Here is a 19,216-nt window from a genome sequence, read left to right as displayed (position 1 = left end):
TCGTGCGGTCATGAGCCACACGGAACCCGCGCCGCGCGACCGGGCGCCCACCCCCCATTCTGAGTCGAAGGAATGGTTTGCCCGCAGCACAGAGTCCGTGCTGTCCGACTTGGGCTCAGATCCGGCGGCCGGTCTGACCGCCGGTGAAGTGGAGGAACGCCGCCGTCGATACGGGTCCAACACAATCGCTTCGGCGCCTACGCCTTCGATGTGGTCGATCGCGCTGGCGCAGTTGAAGGATCCGATGAACCTGATGCTGGTTGTGGTGGCGGTGGTCAGCATCGCCATCGGTGAGATCCCGACGGCGATCGTGGTCGCGGTCCTCGTTGTGCTCAACGTGGTGCTCGGTACGAGGCAAGAGGTGAAGGCGCGCGCCAGTGTGGACGCATTGGCGAAAATGCAGACGCCACAAGCACGCGTGATTCGTGGCGGGATACTGACCCAGCTCGATGCCACCGAACTCGTGCCCGGCGACGTCGTCGAACTCGAGGCCGGCGATATCGTCGCCGCCGACGGCAGGCTCCTTGCCTCAACCACCTTGGAGACGCAAGAAGCCGCACTGACTGGCGAAAGTGCACCGGTCCCGAAGGACCCAGAGACACTCGCCACCACCGACGTTGCTTTGGGCGACCGCAGCAACATGGTCTTCCAGAACACCTCGGTCACTCGCGGTACCGCCACCATGGTGGTCACGGAAACGGGGATGCAGACCCAGATCGGCCAGATCGCGTCGATGCTGTCAGCGGTTGCACCCGGAAAATCACCGCTGCAGCGCGAACTCGATACGCTCACAAAGATTCTCGGAATTATCGCCTGGACGGCGGTGACCATCATCGTGATCATCGGAGTGATTCGCGGGCAGGACCTGACGACGCTTCTCCTACTGGGAATTGCGATGGGTGTCTCTGCGATCCCGACAGGCTTGCCGACATTCGTCCAAGCCATGCTGGCTTACGGCGCACGGCAGTTGGCCGACGCGAAAGCCGTCGTGAAGAACCTGACCGATGTCGAGACGCTAGGTGCGACGAGCGCGATCAACTCCGATAAGACCGGCACACTGACGATGAATCAGATGACGGTTCGGTCGCTGTACGTCCACGGCCGGTGGTACACGGTCGAGGGCGAGGGTTACGCCAAGACCGGGAGAATCACCCAGGTTGCCGGCGAGGCACCGCCGGACTTCACGCTGCTCGCCTACGGATTGTGCCTCGACAGCGATGCCACGGTCTCCGACGCCGGAGATGTAGTCGGTGATCCGACCGAGGCTGCGCTCGTTGTGCTCGCGGCCAAGATCGGCGTCGACGCCCCACTCACGAGGCGCACGTACCCGCGCGTTGCGACGGTGCCGTTCGACTCCGCGTACAAGTTCATGGCGACGTTTCATCACCTCCAGGTCGACGGCGGCACGCAATTCGTGGAACTGGTCAAGGGTGGCCCCGACGTGCTTCTGGCCCGGTGCGGGAGTGCGTTCTTGCCCGGCCGTCGACCCGTGCCGATCGACGAAGTCCGCGAGGAACTGACAGCAGCCAACCTGGCCATGTCCGAGAAAGGGCTTCGGGTCCTGGCTTTCGCCGTCAAACGACTCGACGGGCAGGAAGATGCCGTGAAGGCCGACCCCATTTCCTTTGTCGACGACCTCACGTTCGTCGGTATGGCCGGCATCATCGATCCCCTTCGTCCGGAGGCCGTCGAATCGGTGCGCACCGCCCACACCGCCGGCATTCACGTCCGCATGATCACCGGCGACCATGCAATCACGGCTTCCGCGATCGGCGCCGAGCTCGGACTGGGCCCGGGTGCGATCGGAGGCGCCGAACTCCAGGACCTGACCGACGAAGACCTGGAAGCTGCGCTCCCGAATCTGCACGTCTTCGGCCGAGTCACACCGCAGGACAAACTGCGATTGGTCGGCGTCATGCAGAAGAGTGGCGCGGTGGTCGCGATGACCGGCGATGCCGTCAACGACGCCGCAGCGTTGAAGAAAGCCGACATCGGCGTCGCCATGGGTTCGGGCAGCGAGGTCACCAAACAAGCGGGCAAGATGGTACTCACCGACGACAACTTCGGAACTCTGATCACCGCAATCAGCTTGGGCCGCAACATCTACGGCAAGATCGTTTCCTACATCCGCTATCAGATGTCGAAACTGTTCTCACTGGTTTTCCTGTTCCTCGCCGCAAGCATCTTCAACATCAACGAAGGGGTGGCGCTCACCCCACTGATGGTGCTCTTCCAGCATTTTTTCATCACCCTGTTCCCCGTCGCCGTGATCATGCTCGACCCACCCGCGCCGGATCTGATGAACAAGCCTCCCCGCGACCCGAAAATGCCGATCGCCAACCGCGGCGCGCTCGTCCAGTGGCTGGCGTACGGCGTCCTCCAGTTCGCCGTCACGCTTGCCGCGATGCTTCTCGCCCCTGGCGCCATGAGTACCACCGAGGGGAACGTCCCCATGACCACAGCATTTGTCGTCCTGTCCTTCGGGTCCATCCTCGGCGGACTCGCCATGCGCCGCGATCCGGAATCCGGTCTGATCCCACCAGTGCTCGGCGCCCTCAAAATCCTGACGATCCCGACCGTCGTCACGGTTTTCGCAGTCGAAGCGGGCTTCTTCCAAGATCTCCTCATGACGACCTCGTTGACGGGCGGCCAGTGGCTAACCTGTCTCGGGTGGTCGCTGATCGTCCCGATCGTCGTCGAAGCAGACAAAGCGCTACGACGCCGTCGCCTCACACAGCCTCCGACGCCGATCCCCGCCACCACTGCGGTCGACCCCCAACGCGCACGCTGATCGACGTACTTTCGAGCTTTGCTACCGCGAGAGGGAGGATACTCAAGAAATGTCCTGGACTGAGAGTCTCGGCCGACTACCCGGGATCGCAACTGCCCGCGGGTACCGTCGTGAATGGCTCCGGACAGACATCACTGCCGGCTTCGTCCTCACGGCCCTACTGATCCCAGCGGGCATGGGCTACGCCGAAGCTGCCGGGCTTCCCGCGTACGCCGGACTCTACGCAACCATCGTGCCACTCCTGGCCTATGCGGTGGTGGGACCGTCGAAAATCCTTGTGTTGGGTCCGGATTCATCGTTGGCACCACTCATCGCCGCCGCGGTTCTGCCGCTGGCCATAGTCGGTGATTCCGAAAACGCACTTGCACTCGCCGGCGTCCTGGCCATCCTCGTCGGCCTCATCCTCCTGATCGGCGGGTTCCTGCATCTCGGTTTCGTGACCGAACTGCTCTCCAAGCCGATCCGACTCGGGTATCTCAATGCCATTGCTCTGGTTGTCGTTGTCGGCCAACTCCCCAAACTCCTGGGGTTCTCGGTCGACGCGTCCGGCCTACTCGACGAATTGGGCGAGATCGGAAAATCCGTAGCGAACGGTGGCATCGACCCCGTCGCCGCTGCCGTCGGAATCGGCTCGCTCGCCGTCATCATTGCGTTCCGGCTCTGGGTCCCCGTCGTTCCCGGTGTCCTGGTGGCTGTCGTCGGGGCAATCATTCTGTCTGCAGCGGCCGGTCTCACCGATCAGATCGGAATGGTGGGTGCGCTACCCGAAGGTCTACCGCTGCCGTCGGTCGGCGGCGTTACCTGGCAGGACGTCGGAAACCTGATCGGTCCCGCAGCCGGTATCGCTCTGATCGCGTTTGCCGACACCGGCGTACTCTCGCGCACCTTCGCAGCCCGACACGGCGAGGACGTCAACGGCAGCACCGAGATGAAGGCCATCGGTGTCGCCAATGTGGCCGGCGGATTGTTCGGTGGATTCCCGATCTCGGCAAGCGGATCACGAACGCCGGTAGCCGAACAGAGCGGTGCCCATACACAATTGGCGGGCGTCGTCGGCGCACTGGCCGTATTGGTGTTCATACTCGTTGCCCCCGGACTCACCGCGTATCTGCCTGATGCAACTCTCGCGGCCGTCGTCATCGTCGCGGCAAGCGCGCTGATCGACATCGGCGGCATGGTCCGGATGTGGCACATGAGCACCGTCGAGTTCGGACTCGCTGTCGCCGCGTTTCTCGGAGTTGCACTCGTCGGAGTTCTGCAGGGAATTCTGGTCGCGATCGGGCTCTCGTTGGCAGCGGTGATCGCCCAGGTGTGGCAGCCGCACCGAACTGAACTCGTGGAAACGGGTGACCCGCTGGGATTCCACGACATTCAAAGGCACCCGAACGGGCGTCGCATCCCCGGCTTGGTGCTGGTGCGTTTCGACGCTCCACTCTTTTTTGCAAACGGCGAAATCTTCGACGAGTACGTGCGCTCGGTTGTCGACAAGGCTCCGGCCCCCGTCGAATGGGTCGTCATCGCGTCCGAGCCGATCACCGGCCTCGACACCACTGCCGTCGACGAACTCGTCGATCTGGACACCTTCCTCGAAGGCCGAGGAATCCGGCTGGCCTTCGCGGAACTGAAGGGTCCGATAAAGGACAGGCTGATCAAATTCGGCGTGGGCGAGCGGTTCGATTCGACGCACTTCTTCCCCACCGTCGATGCTGCCGTGAACGCCTTCAAGGGTCGCAACGACGTTCCGGACGACAGCTGACCGGACATCAGGACGGGAGAACGACGCATGGATTCTTTTTGGACCGTATTCTGGCTTGGCGCCATCAGTCTGGCGCTGCTCTCGTACCTTGTGCTGCTGTTCGAGATCAGCGCCGACCTTTTCCGTGACCACGAGGAGTCAGGCTGGAACCGGGCGCTCTGGGTGTGCTTCCTGCTCTTGGTTCCGTTTGTGTCCGGCCTGGTCTACGTGATTCTGAAAAGCGACGGTATGGCCGAACGGTCCCGAATCGCCGAAGGCCGCGTCAGACCTTCTTGACGACGCTCGACTTGAGTTGCATCGGGCCGATTCCGTCGACTTTGCAATCGATGTCGTGGTCACCAATTCCCTGAACCAGACGGATGTTTCGCACCTTGGTTCCGGATTTGATGCCGGTAGGACTGCCCTTCACCTTGAGCGTTTTGATGACTGTAACGGTGTCACCGTCAGCCAGGATGTTGCCGACTGCATCCTTGATGACACCGTCTTCTTCGGCAACTGCTTCTGCCGGCGCCCATTCGTGCGCGCATTCGGGGCAGACCATGAGTGCACCCATTTCGTAGGTGAATTCGCTGGAACATTCGGGGCACGGAGGTAAGGTGTCTTCCACTCGATCACCATAGCCGCTTTCTCCGATAGCCAATTTTTGCAAGTCATAACCCACACTTTGAACAGGTTTTGCACTTAGTGAAAGTTTGCAGTCTATGCAATTATTGACGGTATGGGCACCGAAAATCTGGGTCTGCGTGAGCGCAAACGAATTGCAACCCGAGCATTGATCGAGCGCACCGCTGTCCAACTCGTACTCGATCTCGGTTACGACGCAGTGACCGTGGAACGCATCTGTGAAGCCTGCGAACTATCGACTCGGACGTTCTTCAACTACTTCCCGACAAAGGACGCGGCAATCGGCGGAATCGCAATCGAGGTTCCCCCCACCGCAGTAATCTCCGAACTCCTCGCTGCACATCGAGGCGACCCACTCCGCGGAGCGCTCGCGGTCTTCGCCGAGGCGATGAAGATCATGGACGAACGACCAGACCTCCTCGTCCATCGAAAACAACTGTTCGTGCGGCACCCAACCTTGCTCCAACAGCATCTTGCGACGTTCCACGAACTCGAAGACACGCTTACCAGAATGCTCACGCACGAACTGCTCGAACGTCCGGACAGTCATCGACTACCCACTGACACTGACGCAGTCGATGAAGCTACCGCCACGGTTATCATCGCCGGCGCAGCAATGCGATACGTCTTCCGGGCCTGGCAGAACGGCGAAAGAGACCGTCCACGATCAGAACTCGTGGATCCGGCACTGACGTTGATGTCCCAGATTCTCCGATCCGACCGCTAGCACTACTACCGATTTCGACTAAGGAACTTCATGTCCACTCAAGAGGTTGCGCCCGACGCAGACGAACTGGAAACCGCGTCGGATAAACGCTCGATCATCCTGGTCTTTGCCGGGTTGATGATCACGATGCTCCTGGCGTCCCTCGACCAGATGATTTTCAGTACCGCATTGCCCACCATCGTGGGCGAATTGAACGGTGTCAATCACATGGTGTGGATCACGACGGGATACATCCTCGCGTCGACGATCATGATGCCTGTGTACGGGAAGCTAGGCGACCTCATCGGCCGCAAAGGCCTGTTCATCGGGGCTATCTGCATTTTCATCGTCGGCTCGATTATCGGCGGACTGTCCCACGACATGACCACCCTCATCGCCGGGCGCGCGGTACAAGGCCTCGGCGGCGGCGGTTTGATTCTGCTGGCGCAGGCGATCATCGCCGACGTCGTGCCTGCCAGGCAGCGCGGCCGGTACATGGGTGCGATGGGCGGCGTTTTTGCGATCGCAGCAGTCGCCGGCCCGCTACTGGGTGGCTGGTTCACCGAGGGAGTCGGCTGGCGCTGGGCCTTCTGGATCAACGTGCCACTCGGTTTGCTCGCGATAGCCAGCGCGATGGCATTCCTCCACTTGCCCAAGCCCAAGCTCGGCAAGCCGAGCATCGACTATCCCGGCATGATCCTCGTCGCGACTTCTGCCACCTGCCTCATCCTGTTCACTACCTGGGGCGGCAACACCTACGCCTGGGGCTCAGCCGTCATCATCGGACTTGTCATCGGCTGCATTGTTTCCGCAGTCGCGTTTGTGTTCGTCGAACGCCGCGCAACCGAACCAGTCATTCCCATGCACCTGTTCTCGGAGCGCAATTTTGTCCTCACCACCGTCGCGGGGCTTGTCATCGGCATCGCGATGTTCGGTGCGCTGGCTTACCTGCCCACCTACATTCAGATGGTGACCGGCAAGAACGCCACCGAAGCCGGCCTGATGATGATTCCCATGATGGCAGGAATGCTGGTCGCCTCTACCGCCTCCGGACAGATCATCAGCAAGACCGGGCGATACAAAATGTTTCCGATCCTCGGCACGTCGATCGTCGCCGTGGCATTGGTTTTGCTCTCGAGGCTGACACCGTCGACGCCACTGATCGTCTTCGGCATTTACATCACAATCCTCGGCGTGGGAATCGGACTCGTCATGCAGATTTTGATTCTGATAGTCCAGAACACCTTCCCCGCAGCCGAAGTCGGAACTGCGACTGCGTCGAACAACTTCTTCCGTCAGATCGGCGCTTCCCTGGGTAGTGCGCTTGTCGGCAGCCTGTTCGCATCCCGTCTGACCGATATTCTGACCGAGCGATTGCCTGCCGCCGGCGGAGCTGTCAGCGACAATGAGAATTCGTTGACACCCGCAATCCTCTGGAAGCTACCGGCCCAGATCCGCGAGATCATCGTCGGTGCATACAACGACGCCTTGGCACCGATCTTCATGTACATCGTGCCCCTCGTAATCGTCGCAGTCATCCTGCTGACCTTCATCAAGGAAAAGCCCCTCGCCACTACGATCGATCGATCTGCTCCACCCCTCGAGTGAAACTCGAGTAGTCCGCTATCGTGTCGTTATGCCAAATGAACAGAATCCGACCAGATCCAAGCTCGTGGGTCTGGTCGGATTCTGCGTAATACTGGCACTCCTGATCGCCGGCGGACTCTGGTGGGTCAACCACGACGGCGACGCTCTGGCGGGCGATAAGCTCAACTCCTTCCCCACTGTTAACCACAGCGAATTAAGTTCCGCACAAAGCGAATTGGTGACCAGCCTGAAACAGGAATGGGAATCCGGCGACCCGGGCACCAAATACGCCGAGGGCGTCGAAGAGTCTTGGTGTGCAGACTTTGTCAGCTGGAACATGAACCAGATCGGTGCGCCGTTTTTCAACCCGAACTCGAGTTCCTGGCGAATCCCCGGCGTCTACACGCTGCAGGAGTACTACGAATCAGTCGAACGCTTCGTGCCGTACGGCCAGGACTATCAACCCAAGGTCGGGGACACGATCTTGTACAGCGGCGCCAGTCCCTACGGCCAGCATGTGAATATCGTGCTGGCCAATGACTCCGGCACCCTCACCACCATCGGTGGCAACGAGAACAATTCGGTGATGATCCACCGCATCGATCCGGCCGAAGTCACTGGAATCGTCGGTTTCGGCACGTTCTGAAGCCGACCCTCCCCGTCTGTGCTGAGGGATCTTGCGTTGCTTGGACGTGAGGTTAGATCGTCACTTTTGCGCAAGGTTTCGTCAGAAACCTGATTCAGAAATTCGGAAAATTCTATGTTTCCGTCGGCGTCCGACCTTAATTTCACATGAACCACGATGCAGCTCAGAGTGATTGACAATGAGCTGAGGGCAAAAGCAGGGACGACGCCATCACGACGACGACGCCCCCACTCTTCACATCACCGAATCTCAGGCGCACTCATTCCAGACCCTCACACCGGCGTCTCACGAGCCGGTTGACCCACTGAAGATCGAGCCCAGCCAACTGCTCGAGCCGATCGAGCCGAGGGAACCGGTGTCGGGCGGCGGGTTACAACCGGTCACCGTGACCGTGTGCCATGCCCGGTCCCCCAGCCACTCAGGCAACTCGTCAGAGGTCTGCCCATTGTTCCCGGGCGGGCCGAGCACTATGCGGTACTCCACTGTGTGGGTGTCCGCGTCAGGGTTGGGCAGCGCAGGGTTCCAGCCGGCGATGATGTTCTCGAGGTCCTGAGTGTAAGTCGCCGAGACAGCGGGGAGGCCGGAGAGCATCGTGCGGTTCTCGGGCGTGTTCACCGGCACCTCGTCCGGCCAGGTCGGCGACAACGCCTTGCTCGCCATGTTCGGGGTACCGGTGCGGAAGACCTCGAATCCCACGCCGATATCGCGCCCAGCCTCGCCGTCGATACGCCAGTCGATCGTGAAGGTCGTAACGTTGGTGTGGTTCTCGATGGTGAAATCTGCCTTGCAGCCGCCTCGGTCCGTGGCCCAGAAGTTCACCTGCGCATTCCGCTGACCGTTATCCGGTGGGGCCGCACCGGAGACAGTCGACAACGCCATTACCGATACGCCGGCCGCCGCCAGCGTCACCGCGGTCCGCACAGATTTATTCATGTGGTTCCTTCTCGGTCACGTCCCACCCAGGCGCGGGAGTTGCCCAGAACGGTAGCTGGACATATGCCGCCGTAGTGCGGAAAACAGGAATCCAATCGTCACTGTTTACGCAGGTTAACGAGTTATGGTCGTGTCAGGAACCTGTCCGCAGCCGGATTGAGCGTGATCACCGGCGGTAATTCAGCAAACATCAGGGTGCTGCCGGAAAGTCGATGACGCTCAACCACAGGGGAAGTTGATTCTCACGCTCGCCGGCGTCCGGCCCATCGTTCACAGTGATGCGAAGACCGTCGTCGGTAATGGTCCCCTCTTCGTTGGCGGTTCCGACGAGCGAGGATCGACTGTCGATGTCGGGGATGCGTTCGGTTCGGTGGAATCGGCCGAGGACGAGCAGCCCGCCAGAAGTGCAACGGCCGCAACAAGAACGAGCCGAGCTTTACGCATTGCCGGTCTCCTCATTTGGGAAAGTTGATGACATCCAGATTGAGCGGAAGCTGATCGGTTCGCTCACCGGCATTCGGCCCCTTGACGAGGGTGTCCGTGTCCGTCGAACCAACGAATGTGAAACCGTCGATTTCGTAGGGCACGTTGTCGCCGGACAATGGTGTCGGGGCCCGCGAGATATGAAAGTGCAAGTGAACCTCGGTGGTGTTGCCCGAGTTTCCCAGATTTCCGATAACCTGACCGCGAGAAACCTTGTCGCCCAGCTTCACTGAGGCTGATCCGGGAATCATGTGCGCGTAGAAGGCGTAATTGCCCTCACCGATGTCGATGATTACATAGTTGCCACCGAGCTGATCGAACGTGAGGTTGCTGTTTACCTGGTGCGGCGGCTCGTCCTGCTTGTCCGACACGACGGCCACAACCGTGCCGTCGGCTACCGCCAACAGCGGTGCGTCGTAGGCAAAGTAGTCCTCGTTCTTCGAGCCGTCACCCCTGCTGGAACTCAGCCCGGGGTTATTCGCATCGATCCGCATCCAATCGATGGCATATCGCTCGGTGCCGTTTATCCGTCCACCGACCGCCATCATCGCCCCGCGGTGCGAGGTGATCACGCAACACCCATTGGCTGCGACCCACCCGTCTCCGGCGAGCGGCGGGCCGATGATCACCGGCGAGCCTGTCCCAGTCGTGACGCCTCCACCGATCTGAGTCACGGTGTCCGGATACCTCGCCGCAAGTCCGGAATTCGGTATGACGAACTCGCCGTACGTGGTGACCAAGCGGTGGGTCACCTCAGCCGGAACGTCGGCGCGGGTGTCATAGACGTCGTCGAGTACCAGCACAACCGGGCGCCCGACGGGAATGTCGGTAACCGGCGCCGCCTCGAAGTTCGCCAACAGGAACGTGCGAGCCAGCACCTCGTCCTTGTCCAGGCTCGCCACTACCTTGCCGTCCGGTCCACCGGCCAGCGTGTCCAGCGTCGTGATTGTCGCGGGCCGCGGCGAGACGTTGAGCACCGATATTTCGTAGGCGACGTGGACCTTGCCGTCGGTACCGGTGACGGGAATCGGATCCGGTCCCAGTGTCGTGATGACAAGGGGCGCCATCACATCAACATCAAGGGGGTAGCCCGGTGGAATACCGCCGCGCGGGTCAGTCGCCGTAGTCGGTGAGGTATTCGATCCAGCTGAATCGACAGTCGCCGAGCACCCCACGAGTAAGACGGCACAGGTGACGACGATCAAGGGAGTTCTGCGCATCGACGTATCCATTTCGATCGGCACTTCCATGGCGCCCGTGAATTCAGCCTGTGCATGTCGATTAGTCACAGCGAACTTGCGAGCAGGATTCTTCCTGTTACATCGATCAGACTGAGTCGAGCCTATGCACGAAATGCCGGCTTTGTTGCGAATTCGTCCGCACTCGTCGGTGATCGAGAAACTTGGCCGTTCGGTCCTGAATTTTTCACCCTCCGCTTCACCCTCGGCCAGGGAACTTGGCTACGCTCGCCGTCAGCCGGGCCAGGCCAGCGAGGTCGAGAACGGCGGAATCACGACAGTGTCGAGGCATTGCGGTCGGTACGACGCCGACGGGTCGTCCAGGAATCCAGTGACGGCCGCCGGACCGCAATCGGACTGTGTGAACACGCCGTGCCCCGACTCCGGGAAGGTCAACGCGATGGCATTCGGGAGCGTCGCCTTGGCGATATCGGCGTTGCCGGGAGGAGTCACGCCGTCGAGGCCGCCGCTCAACAACAGCACCGGAACGGTGCTGTTGGCAGGCTGCGCGACCTTGTCCGGCACTGCCCCAACGTTCCACGCCGCGCAGTCCCCCACCAGCCAGGGCAACCGCGGGGTAAGGCTCAGGACCGCGTCCGGGAACTGGGGTAGCGCGTTCTTCGCGGCACCGAACGTGGCCTCGGCACTGGTGTGCGCGACGGCTTCGCCGCAGATCACCCCGTAAAACAGTCCCGACCCGACGATCGAGACCGGTGCGGGTTGTGCCCCCGTCGCGAGCAACTGCGCGGCGGGAGTGACATCGCCGCGGCCGGCGGCCGTAATGATCGCCGGCATATCGACAAGTCCGTTGACCGCCATCGCGGCCGAGTTCACGAGCGACGCGAGTTTGTAGCCGTCAACCATCACGTCGACCGGCGACCCATCCCCCGCTGTCACCGAGACCATCCGCGGGTGCGCATCGAGGTCGGTCACGGCCGTAGCCAGCGTCCCGACCAGGTCCGGGAGCATTGCCTGGCAGGCGGGCTGCGCGTCGCAGGCAGCCTCGAGTGCGTCGAATCCTTTGGCCGCGTTCGGCCACATCGTGTCTGCGAGGTTCATCTGCGGCGCCACCACCGAATCCGCCACAACGGCGCGGATACCGTCCGGGTAGTCGCGCAGGTACTGCAGTGCGAGGTCACTGCCGTACGACACCCCGTACACGTCCCACTCCGAGAGACCCAGTGCCAACCGCAACGAGGCAACATCAGCAGCATTCTCGAGCGAATTGAAGGCATGCAGGTCAATTCCCTCGCCCCGTAATTGCGAACTACAGGCTGCAACGGCAGCGTTACTCGCAGCCTTCGTCCCGGGGTCGGAATACGGCTTGGCCAGTGCGCCTTGCATGAAGACATCCACTTGAGGGCACGGCAAGAAGGGCGTCGCACGCAGTGTGGCGCGCTGATCGAAGTAGATCACGTCGCGGTCCTTGTTGAGGTCCAGGCCGCTGTAAGTAACCAGTGCGTCGACCAGCCCGCTCTCTCCGGGTCCGCCGGCCAGCATCAGTAAGGGAGGCATCGCAGCGGTCGGGTTCTGTACCCGCTGGCGCGCCACGGGAATGGTGACGACGGCACCATCAGGCTGCTCACGATTCTGTGGGACAGTCAGTGTGCCGCAGGTGAAGTCGGCACCAAATGACGGAAGAGTCATGCCGGGAATCAATGGATCAGGGCAGAGGTTCGCTGCGTAGCTGACGTTTCCCAGCAGCAACGGTGCGGACGGATCGGTCACCTCGGTCTCACTCGGAGTGCCAGTGCAGCCGGCGAGGACAAAAAGCATGGCGGCGGCGACCAGCGCGCAACGGCGATGCCAACGTCCGGTGCGATATGAATTCGTCATGGCGAACTCCAGAGCGGACCTGTGCCGAGCGCATTGGCCAAATTACCTGAGCCTATGCACGAAAAGACCGTTATGTTCCGAATTCTCCGATGTCTAGAATTTCGATTCCATCCCAGCCACCACTGGGCCGGCTCGCCGAGTACTCGAATGGCGCTCAGTACTACCCCGATCCGACCAGTGATGTCGAGAACGGCGGAATCACGACAGTGTCGAGGCATTGCGGTCGGTACGACGCCGACGGGTCGTCCAGGAATCCGGTAACTGCCGCCGGACCGCAATCGGACTGGGTGAGCACGCCGTGCCCCGACTCCGGGAAGGTCAACGCGACGGAATTCGGGAGGGTGGCCTTGGCGATATCGGCGTTGCCGGGTGGAGTTACGCCGTCGAGGCCGCCGCTCAACAACAGCACCGGGACGGTGCTGTTGGCAGGCTGCACGACAAGGTCCGGCACTGCGTCGACATTCCACGCCGCGCAGTCCCCCACCAGCCAAGGCAGCTGCGGGGTAAGGCTCAGGACCGCGTCCGGGAACTGGGGTAGCGAGTTCTTCGCGGCACCGAACATGGCCTCGGCACTGGTATGTGCGACGGCTTCGCCGCAGAACACCCCGTACGTCAGTCCCGACCCGACGAGCGGGACAGTCGAGGGTTGAGCACTCCCAAGCAACTGCGCTGCAGGAGTGACATCGCCGCTGCCGGCTGCCGCAATGATCGCCGGCATATCGACAAGTCCGTTGGTGGCCAACGATGCCGAGTTCACGAGCGACGCGAGTTTGTAGCCGTCAACCATCACGTCGACCGGCGACCCATCCCCCGCTGTCACCGAAACCACCTGCGGGTGCGCATCGAGGTCGGTCACGGTCGTAGCCAGCGTCCCGGTCAAGTCCGGGAGCATGGCCTGGCAGGCGGGCTGCGCGTCGCAGGCAGCCTCGAGTGCGTCGAATCCCCGGGCCGCGTTGGGCCACAACGTGTCTGCGAGGTTCATCTGCGGCGGCACCACAGAATCCGCCACAACAGCGCGGATACCGTCCGGGAAGTCGCGCAGGTACTGCAGCGCGAGGTCACTGCCGTACGACACGCCGTACACATCCCACTCCGGGATCTCCAGCGCCAGCCGCAAGGAGGCAAGGTCAGCAGCATTCTCGAGCGAATTGAAAACATCCAGGTCAACACCCTGAGCACGAAATTGCTCACTACAGGCTGCGACGGCAGCGGTACCCGCAGCCTCCGTCGCAGGGTCGGTGTAGGGCTTGTCCAGCAAGCTCTGCATCACTGCGTCCACCTGCGGGCACGCCACGAAAGGCGTCGCCCGCAGTGTGCCGCGCTGATCGATGTAGATCACGTCGCGGTCCTTGTTGAGGTCCAGGCCGCTGTACGAGATCAGCCCGTCGAGCAGTCCGCTACCTCCTGGCCCGCCGGACAGCATCAGCAAAGGAGGCATCTCCGACTGTGGATTCTGAGCGCGCTGGCGCGCCACCGGGATAGTGATGGTCGCACCCCCGGGCTGACTACGGTTCTGCGGGACAATCAGTGTGCCGCAAGTGAAGTCGTCACCGAACGGCGGCAGAGGAGCACCCGGAATCAATGGATCGAGGCAGGGGTTCGCGGCGTAAGTGAAATCTCCCAACGGTAATGGCCCGGCCGGGTCGGCCGACTCAGTCTCACTCGGACTGGCACTGCACCCGGCGAGGACAAGAAGTATTGCGGCGACCAGTCCGCTGCGCCAATGCCCGCGGCCGGTCCGATAAAGATTCGTCATGGCGAACTCCAAAGCGGACCTGTGCCGAGCGCATTGGCCCAATTTCTTGAGCCTATGTACGAAAAGGCCGTTTTGTTCTAAATTCTCCGATATTGAGCCCAATAATCAGGACTACCGTCGATCGAGAGCGAATACCCGAAGATCTCGTGTGGTGCGGCTTGTGTACTCCTCGTAGGTGCGGGTGTATTCGACGAACTTGTCGAAGATGCGCTCCCGCTCACCACCAGTCAGCATTGTTGCTCTAACAGGAATTTCGATTCCGCCCATCAACACCGAGGCATCGTGGTTGTCCAACAGATTCCACGACCACGCGGGGTGGTGTCGTTGCCCGAAGTTGCTACCGACCAAATACAGGCGATCGTCTTCACACATGTACGTGAGCGGAGTGGTACGCGGTTGCCCCGTTTTCCGGCCGGTAGTTGTCAACAACAGCAGTGGCACACCGATGGGACCGAAAATCGTCAATCGACCGTTGCTTCGATTGAGCAGTTTTCGGTCGATCGGCGTCATTTTCCGGATATACCAGGAGCCGAACCGCGACGATGCAAAAGCGTCCAGCGGCTTCTTGAGCAACGGCCGATCGTGTCCCCACCGGACATCGGGAAACGCGTCACTGGCCATACCTGATTGTCTCGCCGACGCACTGACAAGTACAGGACTCGATCAGGAGCCCAACATCGCCACAAACGCACCGATGTTCGTGACAACTCGCTCTGCCTTTTCTTCCGACGTCAGATTTTCCTGGTAGCGGTTGCCGGCAGACGGCCGCCGCTTGTTGCGCGCGTACAGCGGACAGGCCAGGTCAGTGCACATGTACGTACCGATGGTGTCGCCGCGCCGGCCGGCCTCACCGATCTTGGCTGCGGTCAGCAACGAGACTCCCCCACTGCCGTGCGTCGTCAAGCAGATGGTGCACATCTGAGCGCGACCCGATTTCCCGGTTTGGTAGCGGAGCGCAATACCGACCAACTCGTCGCCCTGCGGAATCACCAGATACCCACGCCCTGGCATTGTCGGGTCGTTCCAGCCGAAGAAGTCCAAATCTTCCCACGGTCGCCGATCCAAATCCCGCGGCACCGGAAGCCGCTTCGCTTCACCTTTCGAACAGTTGACGAAAGACCCGCGAATATCGCGTTCGGTGAGCGGCAACACGGTAGAACTCCGTTTCGGCTGGTGAATCAGTGCACCTCGACGCTACGCGGCGATCCTTACCTCGTGCAACGTGTTTTCCGATCAGGTCTACGGGCAGTCTCGAGGTCCACCAATAGGAAGCTCTCGCGGTGCAGCCCGTTCACCCGGTCCGTCAGCTGGTACGACGCGAGTGTGTCTGGCGGGTGCGCTAATTCGTAGACCCGTTCCGTCCCGGACACGAACTGCCGTGACGCCCATCCCCAATTCGATCCGTGTGGCAGACGGGCATTCGGCAACATATCCGACGCTATCGACACCAGTCGCAGACGTCGTATCACTCCGACAGTGATCGCGTCGGAGTCGAAATCCGCCCACATTTGCCTTGCTGCCACATTCTTGCGTGGAGTTCCCGCAACAAGGGTCAGCGCGCCAGAGACTGCGATCTGCGCCGGAACCGGAAGATCCGCATTGAACATGAATTGCAGGGCGCCGGCACGACCGATCGAAGGTTGCGCCAGCACATCAGCTTTCGGGCCTGCTGTCAATCGCCGCATCAGCAGCTTCGAACTCGCACGCACGTCGGCGGTCTGTGACCACTTCGGCTCCAGCGCAGCCCACCTTCGCGGACTGGCGGAATTCCAGGCCAGCCCCCAGTGGACCGTCTCACCCAGCTTGGGCGGGACGAACCACCGAAGGTGCAGCCCGTCGATCACTACGGGAGTTCTCATGCCTCGACAGTATCAATTCCTACCGCTCGACGACCTTCTGCTGCAACAACATCCGGAGATACCCCTGCCGTGTACCCATTCGGGTTGAGAGTCTGAAAATTCCACGCATCCCGGCACATAGCGTCCAGGTCAAACCTCGTACGCCAACCCCACGCCACCTCCACCTTGCGAGGATCCCCCACCAACACCGCAACATCACCCATCCGACGCTCACAAATCACAGACGCAATCTCCCGCCCACTAGCCTGTGCAAACGCATCACACAACTGCAACACCGACGTCCCCACCCCGGTACCGAGATTGAACACCTGCATTCCCGGCACATCATCGACATGCTCAACCGCCGCAACATGACCGTCCGCCACATCAACGACATGAATGTAATCGCGCACAGCAGTCCCATCAGACGTCGGATAATCATCACCGAACACATTCAGCGCCGGCAACCTCCCCGCCGCAACCTGCATCAAATACGGCATCACGTTATGCAACGGCCCCTTCGGCGCCTCACCGAGCACACCACTGCGATGAGCACCGATCGGATTGAAATACCGAAGCGCAGTCGCCCGCATCTCCGGGTGATACCGAGTCGCCTGCTCGATCAACTGCTCACACGTCCACTTCGACCACGCATACGGATTGGTCGGCCCGGGCACATCGGATTCGGACAGCGGCTTCGGTAGTGCGTCACCGTAAATCGAACACGACGACGAGAACACCAACCGATGCACCCCATACTCATGCATCACCCGCAAAAGGCTTGTCGTGCAACCGATATTGACATCGAAATAATCCAGAGGAATCTGCGTCGACTCCCCCACCGCCTTCTTCGCCGCAAAATGGATGACAACATCGATGTCGTGGCGAGCGAAAACATCCGACAACCCCGGCCGATCACGCAGGTCGAGTTCGTAGAAAGTCGGTGTGGTGCCGGTCAGCGTCTCCACGCGCACAAGCGCTTCCGGTGAACTGTTCGAAAAATCGTCGATCACGATCACCTCGTGACCACTCTCGATCAGCGCCACACAAGTGTGACTTCCGATGAATCCGCTTCCGCCAGTGACCAGCACCGTCCGTCGCAGTGTCATAACCCGAGCTCCTTCATCAAATATCCGGGATAAGCCGCCAGAGCCAGAAACAGCGGCATCGAAACAATCATCCACGCACACAACGGCTTCCACACTGTGAGCAGAGCGACACCAAAGGGGAGCGCAACCGTTTTCGCGCCCTCTTTGGCATGCAAGATCGGCGCTGCACAGGCAACGATGTTGTAGCAGAGTGCCGCGATCAGACACAAGCCGATATAGCCGACCGCTCCCGTTCTGCCTATCCCGATGATTGCCGCCCCGGACAGCACGACCGAGATCACAAGGTACGGAACGACGAGTCCCACCGGCATCGGCGCTAGTTCACCCGTGCCCTTGGGCGTCACTTTGAAGACCACAGGCCGCGGAACGATTTGTTGAATGCACGCCGCCATCAAGCCCCAAGCGATGATAGGAAACCCCGCGAGTGCGTAGAGGAATGCTTCCCAACTGAACAGTGACGCGTTCTTCGGTCGCAGGAGATGCTTCCAGCGAAGCATCACCGTGATCACGAACAAGAAAAGAGACGGAATGAACCAGTGCGCAAGGAAATCGAGATAGTTCACGCGCACCCAGGGAACACCCGTGACAGCCGCGATGGGAGGCAGCATGAGGCCCACCGTAGTGGTGAAGACGAGGAGCGGGTAGTAGCTCAGTGCGAACACAAACCTGATTCTCAGCGACCAGGGAAGCCTGACGACGGTGCGTGGGACGAGAGTAAGAAGGACCACTGCGAGGCTCCGCGACCACTGGAATTCCTGGGTCAACATCGCACCGAAGGTGGCCGGACCTTCACCATGTGCTTCGGCATCGATGGCAAATGCGCCGCTCCAACCGGCGGTGTTGAGGAGGTACGTCGTAGAGAAGTCCTCGGCGAGTTCCGGCCCGATACCACCGATCGATCGCACCGCGGCCGTACGCACGGCGTAGTGCGAACCAATGCAAAGGGGCGAAAGACCATGATTGTGCCCGAGCTGAAAGGGTCCGTGAAAGGTTGACTCACGATACAGACGCCCACGCGCAGACCATGATTGATCAGCATTCGAATCACACAGACTAGGGGCACTGACATACCCGATTGCCGGATCAGCGAAAGGCCGAACCATCTCGGCGAGATACGTCACGGCCGGAACATGATCCGCATCGAGTTGAGATACGACGTCGTAGGAGTCATATCCGACCGTGTCGTAGAAGAACGCGAGATTGCCTTCCTTGCACTTGGTCCGGCGCGGCCACGTATCGCGGTGGTAATCGGATCGACCGTTGCGGGTACTGACCGAGACACCGTGCTGCTCGCACCAGGCTGATATTTCGGCAGAGGGCGCTTCGTCGCAAAGCCAGACGTCATAGGCATACGGGAACTGTTGAGCGAGCATCGCTTCGAGCGTCTCGCGAACCATAGCCCACGGCTCAGAAGGTGCCTTGGTCACCACAAGAGCGACCCTCAGTTCCGGAATTGGCAATTTCGGATTGACTTTGCGTAGGCGATTCGCTGCGATCAGAACATAGCAAGGGCGCAAACAAATGTAGGACAACAGTGCACTGTTGACTATTAGACCGAACCACCCGAGGCGGTGCTCTGGCGCAAGCCACCACCACCAGAAGAAGGCTACGCCCACCAGCCAACCCACGGTCAGAAGCCCGATCATCGCGCGAGTTTCTGTGGACAACGCGTGCACAAAAGTGCTGCTGGCGCTTTTGCGTCGCACTGGTCGGTGGTGCGCGAAAACCGGGCCGGATGGAGGCGCCGCGACCACCTCACCGTCGGAGAGTTCGAACAGCGCCTCGGCTACTCCGTCGGCCACCGGCCGGACTCCGCCAGAGTCTGCGCCTCGGCGGGCGCGATGCTTGACAGTCGATCGACCTGCCGTCTTTGCCAATGTTCTGCCGTCCGTATTCGAGTTCACGCCCTGCTG

General features: G+C 60.9%; 16 protein-coding genes. 6 read left to right on the top strand and 10 right to left on the bottom strand.

The window, feature by feature from the left end; genetic code table 11:
* Window positions 1–10 precede the first annotated feature (10 nt).
* Genes BDB13_RS17140 through BDB13_RS17130 form a run of 3 tightly spaced genes read left to right on the top strand, consistent with a single transcriptional unit; the run spans window position 11 to window position 4,823 of the window.
* The gene (locus BDB13_RS17140; protein ID WP_094272694.1) at window positions 11–2,791 is read left to right on the top strand and encodes a cation-translocating P-type ATPase; all 2,781 of its coding nucleotides are present in this window, start codon (window positions 11–13) and stop codon (window positions 2,789–2,791) included.
* 49 nt (window positions 2,792–2,840) lie between these two features.
* The gene (locus BDB13_RS17135; RefSeq protein ID WP_094272693.1) at window positions 2,841–4,547 is read left to right on the top strand and encodes a SulP family inorganic anion transporter; all 1,707 of its coding nucleotides are present in this window, start codon (window positions 2,841–2,843) and stop codon (window positions 4,545–4,547) included.
* A 27-nt stretch (window positions 4,548–4,574) separates the two neighbouring features.
* Entirely contained in the window at window positions 4,575–4,823 is a 249-nt protein-coding gene (locus BDB13_RS17130; protein WP_094272692.1) for a PLDc N-terminal domain-containing protein, read from the top strand.
* On the opposite strand, the gene BDB13_RS17125 is transcribed toward BDB13_RS17130, so the two are convergent.
* Entirely contained in the window at window positions 4,810–5,154 is a 345-nt protein-coding gene (locus BDB13_RS17125) for a zinc ribbon domain-containing protein YjdM (protein WP_094272691.1), read from the bottom strand. The genes BDB13_RS17130 and BDB13_RS17125 overlap by 14 nt on opposite strands.
* 111 nt (window positions 5,155–5,265) lie before the next feature.
* On the opposite strand from BDB13_RS17125, the gene BDB13_RS17120 reads away from it, so the two are divergent.
* From BDB13_RS17120 to BDB13_RS17110, 3 genes are read left to right on the top strand one after another with little or no spacing between them, the layout of a single operon-like run.
* The gene (locus tag BDB13_RS17120; protein ID WP_094272690.1) at window positions 5,266–5,898 is read left to right on the top strand and encodes a TetR/AcrR family transcriptional regulator; all 633 of its coding nucleotides are present in this window, start codon (window positions 5,266–5,268) and stop codon (window positions 5,896–5,898) included.
* Window positions 5,899–5,928: 30 nt separating this feature from the next.
* Window positions 5,929–7,485 (top strand): MDR family MFS transporter, encoded by a 1,557-nt coding sequence (locus tag BDB13_RS17115; RefSeq protein ID WP_094272689.1) that lies wholly within the window; start codon window positions 5,929–5,931, stop codon window positions 7,483–7,485.
* A 28-nt stretch (window positions 7,486–7,513) separates the two neighbouring features.
* Window positions 7,514–8,110 (top strand): CHAP domain-containing protein, encoded by a 597-nt coding sequence (locus BDB13_RS17110; protein ID WP_094272688.1) that lies wholly within the window; start codon window positions 7,514–7,516, stop codon window positions 8,108–8,110.
* 285 nt (window positions 8,111–8,395) lie between these two features.
* Here BDB13_RS17110 and BDB13_RS17105 read toward each other — a convergent pair whose 3' ends face one another.
* The 9 genes from BDB13_RS17105 to BDB13_RS17060 form a co-directional block, all read right to left on the bottom strand.
* On the bottom strand, window positions 8,396–9,043 hold the full coding sequence (locus BDB13_RS17105; RefSeq protein WP_094272687.1) for a hypothetical protein: 648 nt from the start codon (window positions 9,041–9,043) through the stop codon (window positions 8,396–8,398).
* A 455-nt stretch (window positions 9,044–9,498) separates the two neighbouring features.
* Window positions 9,499–10,815, bottom strand: coding sequence for a M23 family metallopeptidase (locus BDB13_RS17095; protein ID WP_254922845.1), 1,317 nt, complete (start codon window positions 10,813–10,815; stop codon window positions 9,499–9,501).
* Between the two features lie 183 nt (window positions 10,816–10,998).
* Complete coding sequence (locus BDB13_RS17090; RefSeq protein ID WP_094272685.1) at window positions 10,999–12,600, bottom strand: alpha/beta fold hydrolase; 1,602 nt, start codon at window positions 12,598–12,600, stop codon at window positions 10,999–11,001.
* Window positions 12,601–12,760: 160 nt separating this feature from the next.
* Window positions 12,761–14,356 carry an alpha/beta fold hydrolase gene (locus BDB13_RS17085; RefSeq protein ID WP_094272684.1) on the bottom strand — a complete coding sequence of 532 codons (1,596 nt, stop codon included), beginning with the start codon at window positions 14,354–14,356 and terminating at the stop codon, window positions 12,761–12,763.
* A gap of 111 nt (window positions 14,357–14,467) precedes the next feature.
* On the bottom strand, window positions 14,468–14,977 hold the full coding sequence (locus tag BDB13_RS17080; RefSeq protein WP_094272683.1) for a nitroreductase family deazaflavin-dependent oxidoreductase: 510 nt from the start codon (window positions 14,975–14,977) through the stop codon (window positions 14,468–14,470).
* A 42-nt stretch (window positions 14,978–15,019) separates the two neighbouring features.
* On the bottom strand, window positions 15,020–15,508 hold the full coding sequence (locus BDB13_RS17075; RefSeq protein ID WP_094272682.1) for an FBP domain-containing protein: 489 nt from the start codon (window positions 15,506–15,508) through the stop codon (window positions 15,020–15,022).
* A 56-nt stretch (window positions 15,509–15,564) separates the two neighbouring features.
* A complete protein-coding gene (locus BDB13_RS17070) occupies window positions 15,565–16,215 on the bottom strand; it encodes a hypothetical protein (protein WP_094272681.1) in 651 nt (216 codons plus the stop codon).
* On the bottom strand, window positions 16,212–17,303 hold the full coding sequence (gene galE, locus BDB13_RS17065; protein WP_176459599.1) for a UDP-glucose 4-epimerase GalE: 1,092 nt from the start codon (window positions 17,301–17,303) through the stop codon (window positions 16,212–16,214). Before galE ends, BDB13_RS17070 begins: the two co-directional genes overlap by 4 nt.
* Window positions 17,300–19,207: a glycosyltransferase family 2 protein gene (locus BDB13_RS17060; RefSeq protein ID WP_094272680.1), complete on the bottom strand. Its 1,908-nt coding sequence runs from the start codon at window positions 19,205–19,207 to the stop codon at window positions 17,300–17,302. The genes galE and BDB13_RS17060 overlap by 4 nt, the downstream gene beginning before the upstream one ends.
* Window positions 19,208–19,216 lie beyond the last annotated feature (9 nt).

Origin of the sequence: Rhodococcus sp. OK302, assembly GCF_002245895.1 — a bacterium.
In the GTDB taxonomy this organism is placed as follows: Bacteria; Actinomycetota; Actinomycetes; order Mycobacteriales; family Mycobacteriaceae; genus Rhodococcus_F.
This window is presented reverse-complemented; position numbering and strand designations above follow the sequence as displayed.

Excerpts from the sequence above, each read along its gene's own strand:
- BDB13_RS17105 (WP_094272687.1), bottom strand. The coding sequence starts at position 9,043 with ATGAATAAATCTGTGCGGACCGCGGTGACGCTGGCGGCGGCCGGCGTA.
- BDB13_RS17130 (WP_094272692.1), top strand. The coding sequence starts at position 4,575 with ATGGATTCTTTTTGGACCGTATTCTGGCTTGGCGCCATCAGTCTGGCG.
- BDB13_RS17090 (WP_094272685.1), bottom strand. The coding sequence starts at position 12,600 with ATGACGAATTCATATCGCACCGGACGTTGGCATCGCCGTTGCGCGCTG.
- BDB13_RS17070 (WP_094272681.1), bottom strand. The coding sequence starts at position 16,215 with ATGAGAACTCCCGTAGTGATCGACGGGCTGCACCTTCGGTGGTTCGTC.
- galE (WP_176459599.1), bottom strand. The coding sequence starts at position 17,303 with ATGACACTGCGACGGACGGTGCTGGTCACTGGCGGAAGCGGATTCATC.
- BDB13_RS17110 (WP_094272688.1), top strand. The coding sequence starts at position 7,514 with ATGCCAAATGAACAGAATCCGACCAGATCCAAGCTCGTGGGTCTGGTC.
- BDB13_RS17140 (WP_094272694.1), top strand. The coding sequence starts at position 11 with ATGAGCCACACGGAACCCGCGCCGCGCGACCGGGCGCCCACCCCCCAT.
- BDB13_RS17115 (WP_094272689.1), top strand. The coding sequence starts at position 5,929 with ATGTCCACTCAAGAGGTTGCGCCCGACGCAGACGAACTGGAAACCGCG.
- BDB13_RS17080 (WP_094272683.1), bottom strand. The coding sequence starts at position 14,977 with ATGGCCAGTGACGCGTTTCCCGATGTCCGGTGGGGACACGATCGGCCG.
- BDB13_RS17120 (WP_094272690.1), top strand. The coding sequence starts at position 5,266 with ATGGGCACCGAAAATCTGGGTCTGCGTGAGCGCAAACGAATTGCAACC.
- BDB13_RS17085 (WP_094272684.1), bottom strand. The coding sequence starts at position 14,356 with ATGACGAATCTTTATCGGACCGGCCGCGGGCATTGGCGCAGCGGACTG.
- BDB13_RS17135 (WP_094272693.1), top strand. The coding sequence starts at position 2,841 with ATGTCCTGGACTGAGAGTCTCGGCCGACTACCCGGGATCGCAACTGCC.